At 36.6% G+C, this 17,918-nt stretch carries 17 protein-coding genes; 7 read left to right on the top strand and 10 right to left on the bottom strand.

Annotated elements, in window-relative coordinates:
- Positions 1 to 38: 38 nt before the first annotated feature.
- Positions 39 to 641, top strand: coding sequence for a lipopolysaccharide assembly protein LapB (locus ASF92_RS14330; protein ID WP_056094363.1), 603 nt, complete (start codon positions 39 to 41; stop codon positions 639 to 641).
- Between the two features lie 44 nt (positions 642 to 685).
- Here ASF92_RS14330 and ASF92_RS14325 read toward each other — a convergent pair whose 3' ends face one another.
- The 3 genes from ASF92_RS14325 to ASF92_RS14315 all read right to left on the bottom strand — a co-directional run bounded on the left by ASF92_RS14325 (position 686) and on the right by ASF92_RS14315 (position 4,805).
- Positions 686 to 2,518 carry a serine hydrolase gene (locus ASF92_RS14325; RefSeq protein ID WP_231729825.1) on the bottom strand — a complete coding sequence of 611 codons (1,833 nt, stop codon included), beginning with the start codon at positions 2,516 to 2,518 and terminating at the stop codon, positions 686 to 688.
- Complete coding sequence (locus ASF92_RS14320; protein ID WP_056094357.1) at positions 2,490 to 4,121, bottom strand: amidohydrolase; 1,632 nt, start codon at positions 4,119 to 4,121, stop codon at positions 2,490 to 2,492. Before ASF92_RS14320 ends, ASF92_RS14325 begins: the two co-directional genes overlap by 29 nt.
- A 117-nt stretch (positions 4,122 to 4,238) precedes the next feature.
- Positions 4,239 to 4,805, bottom strand: a complete 567-nt coding sequence (locus ASF92_RS14315; protein WP_056094353.1) for a helix-turn-helix domain-containing protein — start codon at positions 4,803 to 4,805, stop codon at positions 4,239 to 4,241.
- Between the two features lie 186 nt (positions 4,806 to 4,991).
- On the opposite strand from ASF92_RS14315, the gene mutL reads away from it, so the two are divergent.
- The 6 genes from mutL (at position 4,992) to ASF92_RS14285 (ending at position 13,171) form a co-directional block, all read left to right on the top strand.
- Positions 4,992 to 6,827, top strand: a complete 1,836-nt coding sequence (gene mutL / locus ASF92_RS14310; protein WP_056094350.1) for a DNA mismatch repair endonuclease MutL — start codon at positions 4,992 to 4,994, stop codon at positions 6,825 to 6,827.
- A gap of 51 nt (positions 6,828 to 6,878) precedes the next feature.
- Positions 6,879 to 7,589: a rhomboid family intramembrane serine protease gene (locus ASF92_RS14305; protein ID WP_056094347.1), complete on the top strand. Its 711-nt coding sequence runs from the start codon at positions 6,879 to 6,881 to the stop codon at positions 7,587 to 7,589.
- Positions 7,582 to 8,436, top strand: coding sequence for a rhomboid family intramembrane serine protease (locus tag ASF92_RS14300; protein WP_056094344.1), 855 nt, complete (start codon positions 7,582 to 7,584; stop codon positions 8,434 to 8,436). Before ASF92_RS14305 ends, ASF92_RS14300 begins: the two co-directional genes overlap by 8 nt.
- The gene (locus ASF92_RS14295; RefSeq protein ID WP_056094340.1) at positions 8,437 to 9,546 is read left to right on the top strand and encodes an endonuclease/exonuclease/phosphatase family protein; all 1,110 of its coding nucleotides are present in this window, start codon (positions 8,437 to 8,439) and stop codon (positions 9,544 to 9,546) included. It begins immediately after the preceding gene.
- A gap of 122 nt (positions 9,547 to 9,668) precedes the next feature.
- Positions 9,669 to 10,301 (top strand): NAD(P)H-dependent oxidoreductase, encoded by a 633-nt coding sequence (locus ASF92_RS14290; protein ID WP_056094337.1) that lies wholly within the window; start codon positions 9,669 to 9,671, stop codon positions 10,299 to 10,301.
- A 146-nt stretch (positions 10,302 to 10,447) separates the two neighbouring features.
- A complete protein-coding gene (locus ASF92_RS14285; protein WP_056094334.1) occupies positions 10,448 to 13,171 on the top strand; it encodes a hypothetical protein in 2,724 nt (907 codons plus the stop codon).
- Positions 13,172 to 13,525: 354 nt separating this feature from the next.
- On the opposite strand, the gene ASF92_RS14280 is transcribed toward ASF92_RS14285, so the two are convergent.
- From ASF92_RS14280 to ASF92_RS14250, 7 genes are all read right to left on the bottom strand, one after another.
- Positions 13,526 to 14,182 (bottom strand): hypothetical protein, encoded by a 657-nt coding sequence (locus ASF92_RS14280; RefSeq protein ID WP_056094331.1) that lies wholly within the window; start codon positions 14,180 to 14,182, stop codon positions 13,526 to 13,528.
- 46 nt (positions 14,183 to 14,228) lie between these two features.
- Positions 14,229 to 14,393 carry a hypothetical protein gene (locus ASF92_RS14275; RefSeq protein ID WP_157263902.1) on the bottom strand — a complete coding sequence of 55 codons (165 nt, stop codon included), beginning with the start codon at positions 14,391 to 14,393 and terminating at the stop codon, positions 14,229 to 14,231.
- Between the two features lie 166 nt (positions 14,394 to 14,559).
- Complete coding sequence (locus tag ASF92_RS14270) at positions 14,560 to 15,189, bottom strand: hypothetical protein (RefSeq protein ID WP_157263900.1); 630 nt, start codon at positions 15,187 to 15,189, stop codon at positions 14,560 to 14,562.
- A complete protein-coding gene (locus tag ASF92_RS14265; protein ID WP_157263898.1) occupies positions 15,189 to 15,635 on the bottom strand; it encodes a hypothetical protein in 447 nt (148 codons plus the stop codon). Before ASF92_RS14265 ends, ASF92_RS14270 begins: the two co-directional genes overlap by 1 nt.
- Positions 15,636 to 15,717: 82 nt before the next feature.
- On the bottom strand, positions 15,718 to 16,452 hold the full coding sequence (locus ASF92_RS14260; protein ID WP_157263896.1) for a hypothetical protein: 735 nt from the start codon (positions 16,450 to 16,452) through the stop codon (positions 15,718 to 15,720).
- A complete protein-coding gene (locus ASF92_RS14255) occupies positions 16,449 to 16,811 on the bottom strand; it encodes a hypothetical protein (RefSeq protein WP_157263894.1) in 363 nt (120 codons plus the stop codon). Before ASF92_RS14255 ends, ASF92_RS14260 begins: the two co-directional genes overlap by 4 nt.
- 116 nt (positions 16,812 to 16,927) lie before the next feature.
- On the bottom strand, positions 16,928 to 17,884 hold the full coding sequence (locus tag ASF92_RS14250; RefSeq protein ID WP_056094313.1) for a D-glycerate dehydrogenase: 957 nt from the start codon (positions 17,882 to 17,884) through the stop codon (positions 16,928 to 16,930).
- Between the last annotated feature and the right edge of the window lie 34 nt (positions 17,885 to 17,918).

Below are 17,918 nucleotides of genomic sequence, written 5' to 3'. Positions count from 1 at the left end.
TTAATAATAGGTTTACAAATATTCTCTACCTTAACCCAATGAAAAAAATCTTTTTAATCCATCTCATTTTATTAATAAACCTAACATCTGTATTCGCTCAAAGCCAAAACATAAAAGATTTGTATTGGGATTATAGCATGATAAGAATGACGCAAACTGAAAAGCCAAAGGCTATTGCAGTTACATCAGAACTTTTAAAACGTTCTTCAGAGTTAAACGCAAAGCAAATTGCAAATGCAACTTATCACTTAGGCAGACTTTACGAGGAAACAAACCAGATGAACCTGGCCATTCCCTATTATGAAAAAAGCATTAAGTTAACGCCTGGTTACTACGTACCATATTTAGCTTTAGGAAACCATTATTTTAAAACCTGCAAGGAACTGGTTGCTAAAATGAACCAGGCTGCAGCTGCTAAGGACACAGCACTTCATGTAAAATTATCTGAAGAATATAAAATCATAGCGAATAAAACGGTTACTTACCTCGAAAAATCATATGCCTGCGACCCTGATGACATTACAAAAGGAATGATTACTTATTTGTATCAAACATTAAAAAATCCAGAAGCAATTAAAACTCTGGATTCGAGAATGAAAAAACTCGCTGACGGCTGTATTACGTTATTAGATGATGAGTAACTTAAATCTATAAGGTTACAAAACCTTATAGATTTATGGCAGAACTATTTTTTTGCTTCGTCAATTGCTCTGTTTACAACATCCTGAATTCTTCCTCTGATTTTCAAATTCGACAACTTATCGCTAACTGTCGGATTAACGCGGTTCGAAAGAAAAACGTAAACCAACCCGCGTGATGGATCGACCCAGACACAAGTCCCGGTGTAACCTGTATGCCCGTAGGTTTGTGCAGAGGCTAAATCTGAAGGGTAATGTTTTGTCGTATCCGGATCCCATCGATCAAAACCCAAACCTCTGCGACTAACAGCTGATTGTTTAGAAGTAAACATATCCACAGTCGAAGTTTTGAAATATTCCTCGCCACCATAAGTGCCACGATTTAGCAACATCTGATAAATTATAGCCAGATCATTTGCGCTGGAAAATAAACCTGCATGTCCGGAAACACCCCCTGCAAGAGCAGCGCCCTGATCGTGCACATAACCAATCAGCAAAGTTTTCCGGAAATATTTATCATCTTCAGTAGGAATAATCTGATCGGCTTTAAACCGATTTCTAGGTAAAAACCCTGCAGTTTGCATCCCTAATGGCTTATAGAAATTCTCGTAAGCGTATTGATTTAGCGGTTCCTCACTTATATGTTCCACAATATCTTTCATCACATACATACTGATATCGCTATACACATATTGTCCCCGGGTTCTAATGGGCGAATTGAGCATTTTCGGCCACATAAAATCTTTGAAAAATCCTTTTTTGATATAGTAACCATCTGCAACCTTAGTCGGAAAAGCAGCAGAAGAATCCCGGCTGTAATCACCGTTTTTCACATAATCATGAAAAGGAATGTAAGGAATAAAACCCGCCTGATGCAACATCACTTCCCGAACCTGAATGTTATTCATGGGCGTAGTCCTTGCTTTGGGAATATAGGCTCCAATATTGGTATCTAATTTTAATTTATTTTCTTCGAAAAGACGCATTACAGATGGTGTTGTTGCCGTAATTTTTGTAACTGAAGCCAAATCGAAAATATCGGTTACTTTATCCGGTAAATTTGAATCATAAGTATGTGTTCCGTAAGCTTTGTTAAAAATAACCTTTCCATCTTTCGCCACTAAAACCACCAGGCCTGGCGTAGCCCGCTGACTAATTGCCTGGGCGGCGATTGCATCAATATCTTTTAAACTATTCGAGTTTAGGCCGGCATCTTCCGGCACCGTATATTTTAACCTCGTAGCAATAGTTGTGAAGCCCGAACCTATTGTATATTTTGCAGAAAAGGCAGAAGGTAACTTGTTCGTTGCCGCTATCCCACCAAAAATATATTGAGGAACAATTGCTGCCGCATCAATCGAATTCTGTGCTGTCCAGATAATTGGAGATTTCAAATTATCGAAAGATTTTAAACCCGTTCCATTACCAAAATAAGAAATGATAACCGATTTACTTCTGCTGATGCTATTAATAAAACTGATGTATTTTGCCTTGTTGATGTTCTGATCGTCAATGGATACAAGGATGGTGTTGAAATATTTCAAATCATCTTCCAGGTCATTTAAGTTTAGGCTATCTTTATAAGAGTCTGCAGAAAACGAAGTTATTTTGTCGTACTTATTTGAAAGACTATCAAATACCGAACTATAAGCAAAACTTAAACTTACCGAAGCTATGTTTTTTTTAGCGAGTCTTTTTAGTGGTATAACCGTATCCTGATTATTCAATAAAACTGTCGATTTGGCAATAGTGTTGGCGATAGAAAGTTTCTTTTCATTGGTGGCGTGTTCTTGCGCACAAGCCATCAAACATAAAATATTAAAGAAACTCGCTACTGCAATTACGATTAATCTATTTCGCTTCATATACTTTTTCTCCATTCAAATAGGTTTTTAAGACTTTGGTTTTTAATATGTTTTGTGGGCTTGATTTTAAAATATCATTATCTAAGATTACGAAATCGGCCATTTTACCAATTTCTAAGCTGCCTTTTTCTTTTTCCTCGAAATTTGCTTTAGCCGCCCAGATGGTCATTCCTTTAATGGCTTCTTCAGGCGTTAACGCATTCTCCATCTGAAAACCACCTTTAGGATAACCTTTGGCATCTTCACGTACCGTTGCAGCATAAAACGTTAATAAGGGATTAATGTTTTCAACCGGAAAATCGGTTCCCAAAGGGATCCAACCATTTTGTTTCAACAACTGTTTATAAGCGTAGGCATCTTTAAGCCTTTGAGTGCCTAATCGCTGTCCGGCCCAATACATATCGGATGTAGCATGTGTTGGCTGCACGGAAGGGATGATACTCGCTTTGCCAAATAAATCAAAATCGTTCGAATTAACCACCTGGGCATGTTCGATTCTCCAGCGCTTATTGTTTTTACCTTTTAAAACTTTGTTGTAAATTTTAAGCATAACCCGATTTGCAGAATCACCAATAGCATGCGTACACATTTGAAAATTATGTGCTGCAATTTTTGAGGCAACTTCTTCGTAATGTTTTACATCGCTTAACAAGAATCCCGATTTCTCTGGCATATCGGTATAAGGTTTTAACAGACAAGCGCCGCGAGAGCCTAAAGCGCCGTCTGCATATACTTTGAAAGCCCGAACGTTCAGTCGGTCGGTTTTTATTGCGCCACGTTTAAATAAGTATTTGTAATTTGGTTCAGCATCAGAAAGCATAACATACAAACGCATTTTGAGCTTATTTTCTTTCTGGAGCTTTTCGATAAAATCTACAGCTTCGAATCCCAGACCGCAATCATCAATGGTTGTTAATCCCGCAGCAAAGCAATTCCGTTGTGCATCGGTTAAAATCTTTTCTGCAAGTTTTGCATCAGGCGAAGGAATTTTGCTTTCCACCAATCCGACAGCATTGTCGATTAAAACGCCTGTAAGCTTACCATTTTTAGTAAGCATATCGCCACCAGTTAATTTTTGCTCGCTTGTAATGCCGGCATCATCAAAAGCTTTCTGGTTTGCAATGGCAGCATGCCCATCAATTCGATTTAAAAAAACAGGCCGGTTCGGAAAAAGCGCTGTCAGTTTTTCATTTGTCGGGAAAGCCTTATCTGCCCAATCATTCTGGTCCCAACCATTGCCGATTAACCAACCATCGGGATGGGTTTTAGCAAATTCTGTTAAACGTTGGATCACATCTTCCCAGGATTTTGTATCTCTTAAATCTGCGGTTTGAAGACTTTGTCCGTAGCCAAAAAAATGCGCATGAGCATCGATAAAACCAGGATAAACAGCTTTACCTGTAGCGTCAATTTCTTCCGACGCGCTGTATGTAGCTCTAATTTCATCTGTTTTTCCTACCGCTAAAATTTTACCGTCTTTTACAGCAAATGCTTGGGCAATATCAAATTTGGAATTAACGGTATAAACTTTGGCGTTATAAACAATTACATCGGCCTTTTCTTTACTGCAAGAAGATAGAAAAACGGTGAGAATCACCGAGTAGATAAATGATTTCATAACGATAAAGATAGAAAATTGAAATCATTTCGGTTTGTAAATTGAGTTTTACAAATTACAAAACCCCACAGATTTCAAACTTGTGAGGTTAATTCCATTCGAAAAGAAATTTATTAATCATCGTAAGAAAGGAATCGCTGGCTGATAGAAAACTGGTTTGTTCCTAATCGATAGAACAATGTTGAAAAAAATGAAAATAAAATTTAAGAGATATAGTGCAAGTAAACTTACCAAAAAACTCTCTGGCCTCCCTAATTTGCCTATTTGAATCATTACACCAAAAAAACCAAGAACATAAACAGAACAGGTAGTTAAACCCCAGGTAACTTGGAAGTTCAAAAGATCTCTGCCAGCCTTTTCTTCTGTTCTTGTTTTATCTTTCTTAAGAAGCCATATAAGTAAGGGCGTTAAAAATCCTAATAAAGGAAAAATAATGAAAGTTAAAGCAGACAAATTCAATACAGGGATAAAATTGCCCCTTACTTCGTCTTTGGGTATAAAAAGTTCATCTGGTTTTAAATCAAAGACCCCGGCAACTCTGATTAAAGTATCACCACGAGGTTCAGTCTCTCCTGATTCTATTCGCTGAATGGTTCGTAAACTTAAGCCTGTTCTCCTTGCCATTTCATCCTGACTATAGGCATGCTGATTTCTAAGTTCTTTGATTCTTTCTGATAATTTCATAATTATTTGAAGCGTTTAAACAAATGTAAGCCTAACAACTAAATTTCAAACCAGACTTTTTTACGTCATTTTTACGACAATCAATTTTAAGTATTTATCCACAGTCATTTACGTATTGAATTTTAAACAAAACGCATTCCTTAAGCTTATTTTGCATAATTTAGCGAATTCACATTGCCTTATCACATGACTGATATTATTCACCTCTTACCTGATGCTGTCGCCAATCAAATTGCTGCCGGAGAAGTTGTTCAACGACCTGCTTCTGCAGTAAAAGAATTGCTTGAAAATTCTATTGATGCCGGTGCAGATAAAATTCAGCTGGTGATAAAGGATGCCGGCAAAGCACTCATTCAGCTGATTGATAATGGTTGCGGCATGAGCGTTACCGATGCCAGAATGTGCTTTGAGCGCCACGCAACATCGAAAGTGAAAAAGGCAGAAGATTTATTTGCTATTCGCACAATGGGTTTCCGCGGTGAGGCCATGGCATCAATTGCTGCGATTTCGCAGGTTGAAATGAAAACACGCAGGCACGAAGACGAAATTGGCACTTGTATAAATATTGAAGGCGCTTTGGTTACCTCGCAAGAGCCTGTTGCAACAACTCCCGGGACACAAATTTCAATTAAGAATTTATTTTTCAATACGCCCGCAAGGAGGAATTTCCTGAAAAGTAATCCCGTCGAAATGCGGCATATAATTGATGAGTTTACCAGAGTTGCATTGGCCCATCCTACCGTTTTTTTTAGCTTATACCATGATGGAACCGAAATTTTTAACTTACCCAAAGGCAATTTAAAACAACGCATCGTTCATATTTTTGGTAATAATTATAACGAACGCCTGGTTCCTGTAGAGGAAGATACAACAATTATCAATTTAAAAGGATATATCGGAAAACCCGCTTTTGCTAAAAAAACGAGGGGTGAACAGTTTTTTTTTGTTAACAACCGTTTCATCAAAGATCCGTATTTAAACCATGCGGTAAGTTCGGCTTTTGATGATTTGCTGCCTGACGACAGCTATCCACTCTATGTTTTATTCATAGAAATTGACCCTTCGAAAATTGATGTAAATGTTCATCCAACGAAAACTGAAATTAAATACCTGGATGAGAAGTCTATTTATGCCATTTTAAAATCTGCGGTGAAACGTTCAATCGGTCGTTATAATATTTCGCCTACGCTAGATTTTAACCAGGAAACTGGCTTTAGTAATATGATCTCGCCAAAAGCAGTGGAAGATATTGTGCCGCCAAGCATCAACTTCAATCCTGATTTCAATCCTTTCGCAACTGAAACCAGTTCCACTTCGGGCTATGCTTCTTCTCCTAGAAATTACGAAGCCAAACCAAGTGCAAAAAACTGGGGCTCGCTTTATGAAATAACTCAGGAACCTGTTATTGAACAAACCTCATTTTATGCTGATGAATCGATATTAGAAACCAGGCAAAAGCAATATATGCAGCTGCACAACCGGTACATTGTTTCGCAAATAAAATCAGGCTTAATGGTTATCGACCAGCAGATGGCTCATGAACGCATTCTTTACGAGCGTTTCCTGAATCACCTGGATGACAGAAAAGGTGCATCGCAGCAAAGCTTGTTCCCGCAAACCATCACACTTAATGCGAACGATTTTGAATTAGCCAAAAGCTTATTGGACGATATTAAAAGTTTAGGCTTTGATGTCCGGGAGTTTGGCAAAAACACTTTGGTGGTAGAAGGTATTCCTGTAGATTTGGGTAGCGCAAACATTAATGAAACACAATTGTTTGAACAGCTGATTGAGGGTTTCAAAAATACCCAGCAAGAATTAAAATTAACAAAACGCGATAGTTTAGCCCGAAGTTTAGCAAAAAACAGCGCAATTAAAACCGGTACAGCTTTAAGTCAGGAAGAAATGAATACGTTAATAGACGAGCTTTTTGCATGTAAAACGCCTAACTTTAGTGTAAGTGGAAAGCCAGTAATACAAACGATTACCTTAAGTGAACTGGATAAGAAGTTTGAAAAATAGTTTAAAGCTTAAAGAATAAAGCAGAAAGACCAAAGCTTAAAGCATAATTAAATGAACAGAATACATATACCGCCAGTTGTTAAAAATTTATTAATCATAAATGTAATTTTCTTTATTGGCACATTGGTTTTCAGACCAAACGGTGGCTATCCATTTGTTGACTGGTTTGCGGTTTATTATTTTGATTCACCGGAATTCAGAATATGGCAGCCAATAACTTATATGTTCATGCACAGCCCTGTAGACTATTTCCACATTGTGTTTAATATGTTTGCGCTTTATAGTTTCGGCAGTTTGTTGGAAAGCCGCTGGGGTGCAAAAAAATTCATCATCTTTTATTTTATCACCGGCTTAGGGGCATTAGCCTTACAGTGGGCGGTGCAGGCTTATGAGGTTTATTCAGTTGTTGGCCATGTAACTTTCGATGTAACTCAGAATTTATCTGCCCCACAGGATAAAATCAAAATGATGGGCGAAATATATTATGGACCAATGTTGGGTGCATCAGGTGCAATATTCGGTTTATTGGTTGCTTTTGGCATGTTGTATCCAAATGCAGAGTTACTAATCATGTTTATTCCGGTACCTGTAAAAGCCAAATATATTATTCCGGTATACATTATTATTGAGTTGGTGTTGGGGGTTGGAAAATTTGCCGGCGATTCTGTTGCGCATTATGCACATTTGGGCGGCGCATTAATCGGTTTCATTTTAGTTAAAATCTGGAAGGATAAAGACACATTTTACACTTACTATGAATAACAATATTTTTAAAGATTTAAGTTTTAAAGTATTCCGTTCGGGTAATCCTCTGTTTTTTTACATTGGTATAAATACAATTATTTTCATTCCTACAGCGTTAGTTGCACTGGTCACTTTTTTAACCCGTACCAACTTTGATGTATACGATGTGGTAAGGGAATATTTTGCTTTACCCGCTTCAGTTTCAAAACTACCTGAACGATTTTATACCGTCTTCACCTATATGTTTTTCCATGATGGCTTTTTCCATCTGTTCTTTAATATGCTTGGATTATTCTGGTTCGGGCAGGTATTTATGAATTTCTTGAAAAGCCGCCAGTTTCACTTTGTGTTCATAACAGGTGGTTTAGCCGGGGCTTTGTTCTTTATAGCAGGAATGAATATTTTCCCGGTGTTTGCTGATGGTTTGGGCGGAATAACTGTTATTGGAGCTTCCGGCTGTGTAATGGCCATCATTGTTGCAACCGCAACTTTGGTACCTAACTATGCATTTTTCCTTATGTTTTTAGGTGAAGTCAAAATAAAGTACCTTGCACTGGCTTATTTCATACTTGATATTCTAGCGCTGGGTTCTACGAATGCAGGTGGAAGCATCGCACATATAGGCGGCGCAGTATTGGGTTTTACTTACATCAGAATCCTGCAGAATGGAACCGACTGGAGTAAAATTTTCGAAAAAAAGCCAAAATTAAGGGTTGTGAAAAATGAGCAACCGATAAAAAAACCTACTTTTAAGGGGGTTTCACAAAAAGAAGTTGATGAGATTTTAGATAAGATATCTAAATCCGGTTATGATAAATTAACCGCAACCGAAAAAGAAAAATTGTTTAAAGCAAGCAAAGATTAAATGCAAAAGTCAAAGTCTAAATATTCTTTTTTTGATAAAATATTTCTGCCTTTAACCATAATTTCGGCAATCTGTTTATTATTAGGTACCATAGCAGGGCATATCGATCCCCGCGATAATTTTTTATTTGCGTATTTCGCACTTGCCTATCCCTACACGCTTTTAGTAAGCCTCTTATTTTTAACCTGGTGGATTTTTAAAAAAAAATGGATTTTATCTGTTCTCATCCTATTTGTTATTGCAATAGGTTATAAAACAGTACACGCCACTTTTGGCTTAGTTGGAAAAGAGGGCTCTGCAGAAAAAGCCAAAGGTTCTGTTAGAGTAATGACTTATAATGTACACAGTTTTAAGCTTTTTGGAGAAAACAATACCATTCCTGTAAAGGAAAAAATGCTTCAGGTCGTAAAAGATCAAAATCCTGATGTCGTTTGCTTTCAGGAATTTTATACCAGACGGAAAGGAAATTTTAATACCATAGATAGTTTAAAAAGACTTTTAAAAACCGATTATTATTATTTCCGTCCTGCCGGTGATAATGGTTATGAAGCTTTTGGCCTGGCCATTTTCTCAAAATATCCTATAAAAAAGCAAGGGGAAATTTTATTTGAAGGTTTTGGAGACAATATGAGTATCTATGCCGACATCGATGTAAATGGAAAGACTATCCGGATTTTCAATGTCCATTTCCAATCCATAAGCTTCCAGCCTCAGGATTATCAGTTTATCGACCAGTTAGTAAAAAAAACACGGGGCAAATTGTATGCCTCCAAAAGAATTTTGAGAATGCTTAAATATGCCTTTGTTAGAAGGAGCGAGCAGGTCGACATTATGAGAAAAGAAATGGCCAAATGTAAAACGCCTTATTTTATTGCTGGTGATTTTAATGATACGCCTGCCTCGTATACCGTAACTCAGGTTACTAAAGACCTGAATAATACTTTCACAGAAAAAGGCTCTGGTTTTGGCAAAACCTATAACGGAAAATTCCCAAATTTTCAGATTGATTACATTGCTACAAGTAAAGATTTTGAGATTTTAAATTATCAGATTACTAAAGCTAAATTATCAGATCATTTTCCCGTCAGAACGGATATAAAGCTAAAATAAAATTAATATTCAACGCCCTAATCCCACTAACCATCAGAAAAGCTTTATTACCATACATCAATAAAGTATATTAATACTATTCGCATATTTGTTTAATTAATTGATACAAATACGAAAGAAATATGAGTTTATTAGAAGCTTTAAACTGGCGCTATGCCGTTAAAAAAATGAATGGGCAGCCTGTTGAACAAGAAAAGGTAGATAAAATTATAGCCGCAGCGCACTTAGCACCTACTTCATCAGGCTTACAGCCTTTTAAGGTGATTGTAATAACCAATCAGGAGCTCAAAGAAAAAATTGCCCCTATCGCCTTCAATCAATCTCAAATTATAGATTCTTCTCACTTATTGGTTTTTGCGGCTTTTCAGAATTATTCAGAGGAAGGAATCGATGAAGTATTTAGTCGGATGAATGCGGAGCGGGGCTTGCCAGATTCTGCGACCGACGCTTACAAAGCACAGTTAAAAAGTACGATTTTATCAAAAACTGCTGAAGAAAACTTCAATCATGCTGCCCGTCAGGCCTACATCGGCTTCGGTATCGCACTGGCAGAAGCTGCTCTATTAAAAGTAGACGCAACACCAATGGAAGGATTTAACGGGCCTGAACTCGACGAACTATTAGGCTTAAATAAACAAGGTTTGAAAAGTGTAACGCTATTACCTTTAGGTTACAGAGATGAAGCTAACGATTGGTTGGCAAACCTCAAAAAGGTTCGTAAACCATTGTCAGAGTTTCTGATTGAATACAAATAGTCAATTTCAATAAAATATAATATGAAAGCGGACTTGCTAAATGCAGCGTCCGCTTTTTTATGTAAAAAAGTGTTAAACCTTCCCGCATACTATGTGCTCTCTTTATAAATGGATATATTTACAATCTTGTAATTAATTTCCTGTTCATGAAGATTTTTAGAATTTCATTAATCCTTTCCTTTTTATTTATATTAAATTTTTCTTCATCAGCTCAAACGGATACGGTAAGTATCAATACTATAATTTCTAAAACAAACAAGGTTTTAACGGATTATCCAGCGGAGAAAATTCATATTCATTTCGATAAACCATATTATGCTGTTGCCGATACGGTATGGCTCAAGGTCTACCTTACCGAAAATCAAAATTACCTTTCCGGGATAAGCAAAATTGTATATATTGATGTGATAAATCAACGCGACTCGTTGATGGAAACGGTTAAATTACCCGTAACTGGCGGCTTAGCGGAAGGTAACGTCCCTTTAACTATGGAACGTTATAAACAGGGGAATTATCATTTCAGGGCCTATACAAATTGGATGTTGAATTCAAACGACCCTGCATTTTTTAATAAAACATTTTATATCGGAGAAGCGATTGATAAAGAAGTGAAAACCCACATCAGCTACAAAAATTTATCAAATGATAAACAAGAGAAAATTGATGCAAGGGTGCAATTTAGAGACATCAACAACAAACCCTTTGCAAATAAAAATGTAACCTGGCAAGTGGTTACAAGTTACACTTCTATCGCCAGAGGGCGTGGCACAACTGATGCAAACGGATTCTTGACCATTAGTATGACTGCTAACCAAAAAGCAGAATATCAGCTTCAGAAGGGCGAATTAATTACAAGCATCAACACAACAGAAAAGGACGTTGTAAGCAGCAGCTTCCCGTTAAAAAATGCCGTGATTAACAAAGACATTCAGTTCTTTCCGGAGGGAGGAAACTTAATATCAGGACTAACGAATAAAATAGGTTTTAAAGCGGTTAAGAGCGATGGTTTAGGCATTAACTCCAAAGGTATTGTAACAGATAGTGATGGTAAGCAGGTAGCAACATTCGCGGCTCAGCATTTGGGAATGGGCTCATTTAATTTATTGGCGGAAGCTGGAAAGACGTATAAGGCAACTGTGACTTATTCAGATGGCTCAACTCAAAATGTTAATCTACCTACTGTTACACCATCAGGAATTACCATAACTGCAGACAACACAGATCCGGATAATATTTCTATAAAAATCCTATCAAACGACGCTTTTTTCCAAGCTAACCAAGGAAAAAAACTCTACCTGATTGCTCAAAGTAAAGGTGTAATCTGCTATGGGGCACAAACTACATTATCCAATAAAGAATACGGTACATCCATAGCTAAAAGCAAATTCCCGATGGGAATTGCTCAATTTACACTAATGGCAGAGAGCGGAAGACCATTGAGCGAGCGCTTGGTTTTTGTCCAGAATAAGAACCTAATGTCGCTGGCTCTGACGAGTCCGGTTGCAACATACGGCCCTAAGAAGAAGGTAAAAATAAGTCTTAACGCAAAAAAAGATGGACAGCCTACCGAAGGTAATTTCTCGGTATCCGTTATCGATGAAACTAAAGTTCCGTTCAACGACGATGGTTCAACCACAATTTTCACAAGCTTGCTGTTAAACAGCGATATAAAAGGTTATGTCGAAAAACCAAATTATTACTTTGGAACGCCCGATTCCAAAAAAAAATCCGATCTTGATGTATTGCTCTTAACACAAGGATACCGTACCTACTCTTATACCGACATTATTGAAAACAAGCTGCCAAGAATTACTTTTCCACCAGAGCAAGGCATTGAAGTTTCGGGCGTTTTAAGACTATCAAACGGCATCCCGGTTCGAAAAGGCTCATTGCTTTTAACCATTCCGGACAAAAGATTTAACCAGGAAGGCACAACCGACCCGGTAGGAAATTTCAAATTTTCAAACCTGAACTTAAATGACTCATCAAAGGTTACGATTACGGCTAAGTATAATGTAAATTATAAAAACATGACTTTAAACTTGAACGGCACGGCTGTACCCGCTTTGAGCAGGAATTTTGGTGTAGCCGAAGAAGTATTGAATATAGATAGTGCATTAAACACATATCTGGATAACAGTAAAAAACAGTATTCCTATTTACACACCTTAAAAGATGTTACCATCAAGGCGGCAGCCATTCCTAAAGTAAGTCATAAGGATTATCCTGCCCTGTCCGGTTTATCTGCAATTGCTGACCATGAGATTGCCGGGGATAGATTAACGGGCTGTAATCTATTTATCAATTGCCTTCAAACGATGGCTACAGGAACAACTTACGTTGATAATTTTTTCTATGTTACGAGAGATTATAACCAGGGAAACAAGACCCCTATGGGTATTTTTATAAACGGAATGCTTATGGATGTTAACCAACTAAACACAATAGATCCCGCTACAGTAGAATCCGTTGAAATTTTCTTGAGAGATCAGCTGGGTTTGGTAAACAGGGCCAATAATATCAATGGTGTAATTGTTATTAATCAGAAGAAAGCACCAAAAGGAACTAAAATTTCGAAAAGCCAGTTAATGGATATGCTGCCAAAAAGCTATGAAGTTACTTTCTCACCCCAGGGCTATAACAAAGAGCGTCAGTTTTACATGCCAAAATACGATGTAGCGGCTAATTTAAACCGGAATGATTTGAGGACCACCATTTACTGGAATCCAAAGCTCAGCACCGATAAAACCGGTGTTACATCATTCGAATTCTTCAATGCCGATGGCAAAGGCCAATATAAAGTTGTTGTTGAAGGGATAGACGGAAACGGAAATATAGGACGATCGGTTTTCAGGTATACTGTTAAATAGATTAATTTAATACTTAAAGCTACGGATTCAGTTAAGCAACAAATGTTGCCATTTGCAGTCAAAATAAATATTTTTTAATTAATTATTCAAAAAAGGCGAATGACCGACGTTTGAGGAGCTAATTATGGAGTAAATTTTAGACCTACAACTTCTTAGATTAATATGTTAATGGCATTTTAAATAAAACATATTCATATAACAACTTGTAATACCTGATATTCTAAACGAAGTATACATCCAGAGCATTGTGTTTCGTAGAAATCCGATACATAGTATAATTCGCCCAAATATCCTTTTTCGAAATTATTAAATTTACCATATTGGCATAAGGGCATCTTATTGTTTTTTAGAACACTAATTGAAGGGTATTTGTCTGTAAAAAATTGAACTTATTGCAATAGCAGATTGCCTATTTTTGTTACCTGGACAACGTTTTTCATAGTAATCCGGGTACCAGAAAACCAGAGTTTTAATTTCTTTTTTGGTAATAAAGTGAATAATTTGGGGGCCACCACCATCATAAGCTAAATCATCAGGAATGCCTTTACAGCCGCGACCAAAAACCTTATCATCAACCATTTGCCATGGTTTATATATTGAAATGTTTTTCCATATTTTTTTAGCAGTATCGGGATTTATGGCTACAATATTGAAGAATATATTTATGTCAGGTGGGGTCTTTGCAAATCCGATTTTGTGAGCCATTAGCTGAGTCCAAAGAACAACATTAAAATCTTTTTTTAACTTGAAAGAAGAATAATACGCGGTATCAATAGGCCTATAGTAGAAAGTATTCACAAAATCACCTGTTCTACTGATCAATTTGTAAGAAGATGGTTTACCATCTGTTGCATTAGCGTACTCGATAATGATAGTGCTATCAGCATACTGCTGAAAAAATTTATGTAAAGGGGTGACTCCTTGACTATATTTTAAAAATACATCGTTTTCTTGACTAAAAACAAGTGCATGTGTCAAACAGATTAATAAAATTGAAATTACTTTCTTCATATTATTCTACTAACCATGGGTATGCTACAGGATACCTTAAAATTCTTTACTTCTTTGAAATACTCTTCCAGGTAGTATCTGTTGGCTCGTAAGTATAGGAGCTAATAAGTTCATCTGTTTTACTTATAATTTTATAACGTGGCGGATTAGATTGTGGTGGATACTCCAAGATAATCGTACTATCTGTATATTGCTGAAAAAATTTATGCATTAGTGTTATGCCTTTTGTATTTTTTATTAATTCAGATTTTGGCGTTTGGGTTCGAATCTGCATTACTGAACTAATCAGGATAAATAAACTTAAACAGATAACTTCATAATTATTCTACTACTATCCATTTTCTCAAATTACGCCTACCTTAAACACCTCGCAACACTTACCTAAACGGTATTTTCTTATAAAAAATTGAATTTATCGAAATAATCGCTTGCCTATTTTTATTTCCCGGGCATTGTTCCTCATAATATTCAGGGGCGTAATAAATTAATGTCTTAATTTCTTTTTTGGTGACTAAATGCATAATTTTATACCCATCATCCAAAACAACCGCATAATTGGTGCCGGGAGGGCAGGTTGCGTAAGCTTTATCATCAACCATTTGCCATGGCTTATATTTTGAAATATCTTTCCATATTTTTTTTGCTGTATCGGCGTTTACTTTTAAAACGTTGAAAAATATATTAATATCTGCAAGGCTATTCCGGAAATTATTCTTCTTTAACTGTAGAAAGGCCCTCAAAGTGTCAGGTATCTGAACTGTCTTTCTCTGATACAGCTTATTTAAACCACTATCAATTGCTTGGTAAACAAAGCAATTCACAATACCACGTGTTTTGCTTAGTATTTTGTAGGCAGGTGAGTCATAAGACTGAGTAGGATATTCTATAACTATAGTACTATCTGCGAAATCCTGTAAAAATTTATGCATGGGCGTTATACCTTTTGATTGGCTATAAACTACTACTGACACAAAGAGTAGCGAAAGAAAAGTTATTGTTTTTTTCATTATTCTATCACCATTGGTATACTACAGGACACTTGAGAATCTGATATTATTATCGGCCGTAGATTTCTAAAAGCATTATCAGCTATTTCATTTCGGCCAAAATAATCAACTATCGAATTTTTAACATTATTTTTATAATACTCAGTATCATCAAGACCCTCCCAAGCAAGACCGAGAAAATGATTGTCATTATAATTACTATAATTTGCATCATATTTTTGCGCAAATACTCTTAGTCCTTTAGTTAATACACTGATATGTTTAGCTATATATTGATGGTGTACGTTTTGCAGTCCAGTCCCGTTAATTTTGGTTTCCATAATATCCATCAACTCATTCAAATTCATATCTTCTGGTTTTCGTACCCAATTTGCATTGATATCAGCAGAACCAAATACTTCGTAAGCTCTCTGCATTAAATTAGCATGAAAGGCTTCGTGCAGCAATGTTTTTGCAATTTGAATGGGAGGTGCTGAATTAACAAACGCCCGATTCAGAGTCAAATAAATATTTGTTTTATTTGATGGATCATATGTTGTTCTTCCTCTTAACGTATCCTGCGGGCTGAAGATCTTTCACTTGAAAAGTTAAATTATAACCGGCGCCCGTAAATGCTTTTATTAGTGAATCGAATTTAGTGTTTTTGTTTAAGAGTTTTGATAGTGCACATTTAGCCTTTTCATTATTGCTGATACTACTATCTGTTCTAATTGTTTTGGTTACAAGATTAGGTGCTTCAGTGTTTGCACTAGAACCCCCAGTAGCCGTGTGGGGATTATAAAGAGGCTGTTGTGCCGGCGCTCCTCCGCACCTTAAAATATCAAATGAACCAACATAACGCCAAACACAGGTTGTGGTACCTCCATTAGTTGATAGCAACTTATCTTTTAACGTTTCAGTGTTTTTGTTAAAAGCGATTGTTGCCGGGTCAACATATATAGTTGAGCAAAATTCCTGAAATACATCGGCTATTTGATAGTTACAGTTATCTCCTGGTGGTGCAACATACATTAACCGCTCTCCTGCTTTATTGCCAATACCGGATTTTAAATCTTTAATGGTGCTAACGTAATCCTTAGGCGCTATACTTAAAACTTCAACCACTTCCCCTTTATTTAAAACATAGCCGTTGCTAAAATTATTATTAAGGTTGTAAAAATAAACAGTTCCTGAAAAATCGGCTAAATTATTGTAATGAAGCTCGCTTAAAGGCTTACTTGCAATACCATTTAACAGCATGTAAGCGCCATGTATTTTTGTCAAATCATCAAACAACAGTAAACGGGTATTCGTTTTTGCGCTTTCAGAATCGTGTTTTTTTCCAATGGATTTATCGAAGTCACTATTTTATTGTTGTTTTCCAGAGAAATTTCAACAATGTTCTGTCCATTCACAACAGTAAGCAATGTTTGGGAATAATTCGGTTTTAGAGTACCAAATAAATTAGTTGTATCCTGTTGGTTGCTCCTATGGTTTTGATACCAGCTTGATAATTTAGCGGTTATAGTTTCCGGATTGGAAAATGCATTATCCTTTTTACAGGAATAAATAATAATTGTTGCAGTAAGCAGTAAAGTTAAAGCAATTGTGTAGCGCTTTAACAGGGCATAGTTTTTCCTCATTGTTAATTTAGATTCAGATTTTGTTTTGAGAGATGAGATGAACAAATATAAAATTGAAATTTAATATTACAAATTAATATGATGCTTTATTTAAATTAAGAATTAACATAATTTTACTATACCTGATGTGGCAATTCCTCTCCTTTTAAACCGGCAATGATATTTTTAGCAACTAAATTAGCCATTTCGCTTCTGGTTTCCTGAGTTGCAGAACCTATATGCGGCAGAACTGCGACATTCTCCATATTTAATAATGGGTTATTTTTATCCATAGGCTCTGGGTTGGTAACATCCAAACCTGCACCCCAAATCAACTTTTCATCCAGTGCTTTGATCAAATCGTTTTCGTTATGAATTCCGCCACGAGCCGTATTTATAAAAATGGATTGGGTCTTCATTTTCCTGAAAACGTCTAGATTAAATTTACCTTTAGTTTCAGATGTTAATGCTGTGTGAACTGAAATTACATCACTTTGTTCAATTAATTCTTCAAAGGAAACATACTTTGCGCCAATTGCCCGCTCTGCTGCTTCGTTTTTATGCCTGTTATGGTAAATTACCTGCATTCCATAAGCACCAATGGATTTCTTCGCCATTTCCAGTCCGATGTTGCCCATTCCAAAAATACCTAAGGTTTTACCATTGAGTTCGATACCCAGTTCCGGCGTAGGTTCATAGTTTTCCCATAGCCCGTTAATTATTTTTTTGTGCAGGTAGAAAGCCTTTCTCGATACGGCCAGCATTAATAAAAAAGCGGTATCAGCCGTTGCGCCACTTAAAACGCCGGGGGTATTCCCTATTGGTATTTTTAAACTTTTTGCTGCTTCGACATCTACATTATCGAAACCAACCGAGTGCAGCGCAATTACTTTAAGATGTTTGCAGGCATTAAGGAATGCAGAATCAATTTTATTAGGGCCAACACTTACCAAAGCATCAACATCCTGGCAGGCATCAATTAATTCCCGGGCACTGATTTGCCGGGGCGATGTCCAACGGATTAAGTCGATATCGTTTTGTTCTAATATTTTAATACCGCTCTCGGCTATATTTCCGCTAATAAAAACTTTCATATCATATTAACACCAAATTCCAATGGATGTTTCC

The organism is Pedobacter sp. Leaf176 (genome assembly GCF_001424305.1).
GTDB lineage: Bacteria > Bacteroidota > Bacteroidia > Sphingobacteriales > Sphingobacteriaceae > Pedobacter.
Note: the sequence above shows the minus strand (reverse complement) of the source record. Positions and strands in the feature narration are given on the sequence as shown.

What these genes read in the sequence shown, in the direction of transcription:
- mutL (WP_056094350.1), top strand. Translation starts at nt 4,992, where the DNA reads ATGACTGATATTATTCACCTCTTACCTGATGCTGTCGCCAATCAAATT.
- ASF92_RS14280 (WP_056094331.1), bottom strand. Translation starts at nt 14,182, where the DNA reads ATGAAGAAAGTAATTTCAATTTTATTAATCTGTTTGACACATGCACTT.
- ASF92_RS14305 (WP_056094347.1), top strand. Translation starts at nt 6,879, where the DNA reads ATGAACAGAATACATATACCGCCAGTTGTTAAAAATTTATTAATCATA.
- ASF92_RS14285 (WP_056094334.1), top strand. Translation starts at nt 10,448, where the DNA reads ATGAAGATTTTTAGAATTTCATTAATCCTTTCCTTTTTATTTATATTA.
- ASF92_RS14270 (WP_157263900.1), bottom strand. Translation starts at nt 15,189, where the DNA reads ATGAAAAAAACAATAACTTTTCTTTCGCTACTCTTTGTGTCAGTAGTA.
- ASF92_RS14290 (WP_056094337.1), top strand. Translation starts at nt 9,669, where the DNA reads ATGAGTTTATTAGAAGCTTTAAACTGGCGCTATGCCGTTAAAAAAATG.
- ASF92_RS14325 (WP_231729825.1), bottom strand. Translation starts at nt 2,518, where the DNA reads ATGGAGAAAAAGTATATGAAGCGAAATAGATTAATCGTAATTGCAGTA.
- ASF92_RS14275 (WP_157263902.1), bottom strand. Translation starts at nt 14,393, where the DNA reads ATGCATAAATTTTTTCAGCAATATACAGATAGTACGATTATCTTGGAG.
- ASF92_RS14255 (WP_157263894.1), bottom strand. Translation starts at nt 16,811, where the DNA reads ATGAGGAAAAACTATGCCCTGTTAAAGCGCTACACAATTGCTTTAACT.
- ASF92_RS14320 (WP_056094357.1), bottom strand. Translation starts at nt 4,121, where the DNA reads ATGAAATCATTTATCTACTCGGTGATTCTCACCGTTTTTCTATCTTCT.
- ASF92_RS14330 (WP_056094363.1), top strand. Translation starts at nt 39, where the DNA reads ATGAAAAAAATCTTTTTAATCCATCTCATTTTATTAATAAACCTAACA.
- ASF92_RS14250 (WP_056094313.1), bottom strand. Translation starts at nt 17,884, where the DNA reads ATGAAAGTTTTTATTAGCGGAAATATAGCCGAGAGCGGTATTAAAATA.
- ASF92_RS14295 (WP_056094340.1), top strand. Translation starts at nt 8,437, where the DNA reads ATGCAAAAGTCAAAGTCTAAATATTCTTTTTTTGATAAAATATTTCTG.
- ASF92_RS14300 (WP_056094344.1), top strand. Translation starts at nt 7,582, where the DNA reads ATGAATAACAATATTTTTAAAGATTTAAGTTTTAAAGTATTCCGTTCG.
- ASF92_RS14315 (WP_056094353.1), bottom strand. Translation starts at nt 4,805, where the DNA reads ATGAAATTATCAGAAAGAATCAAAGAACTTAGAAATCAGCATGCCTAT.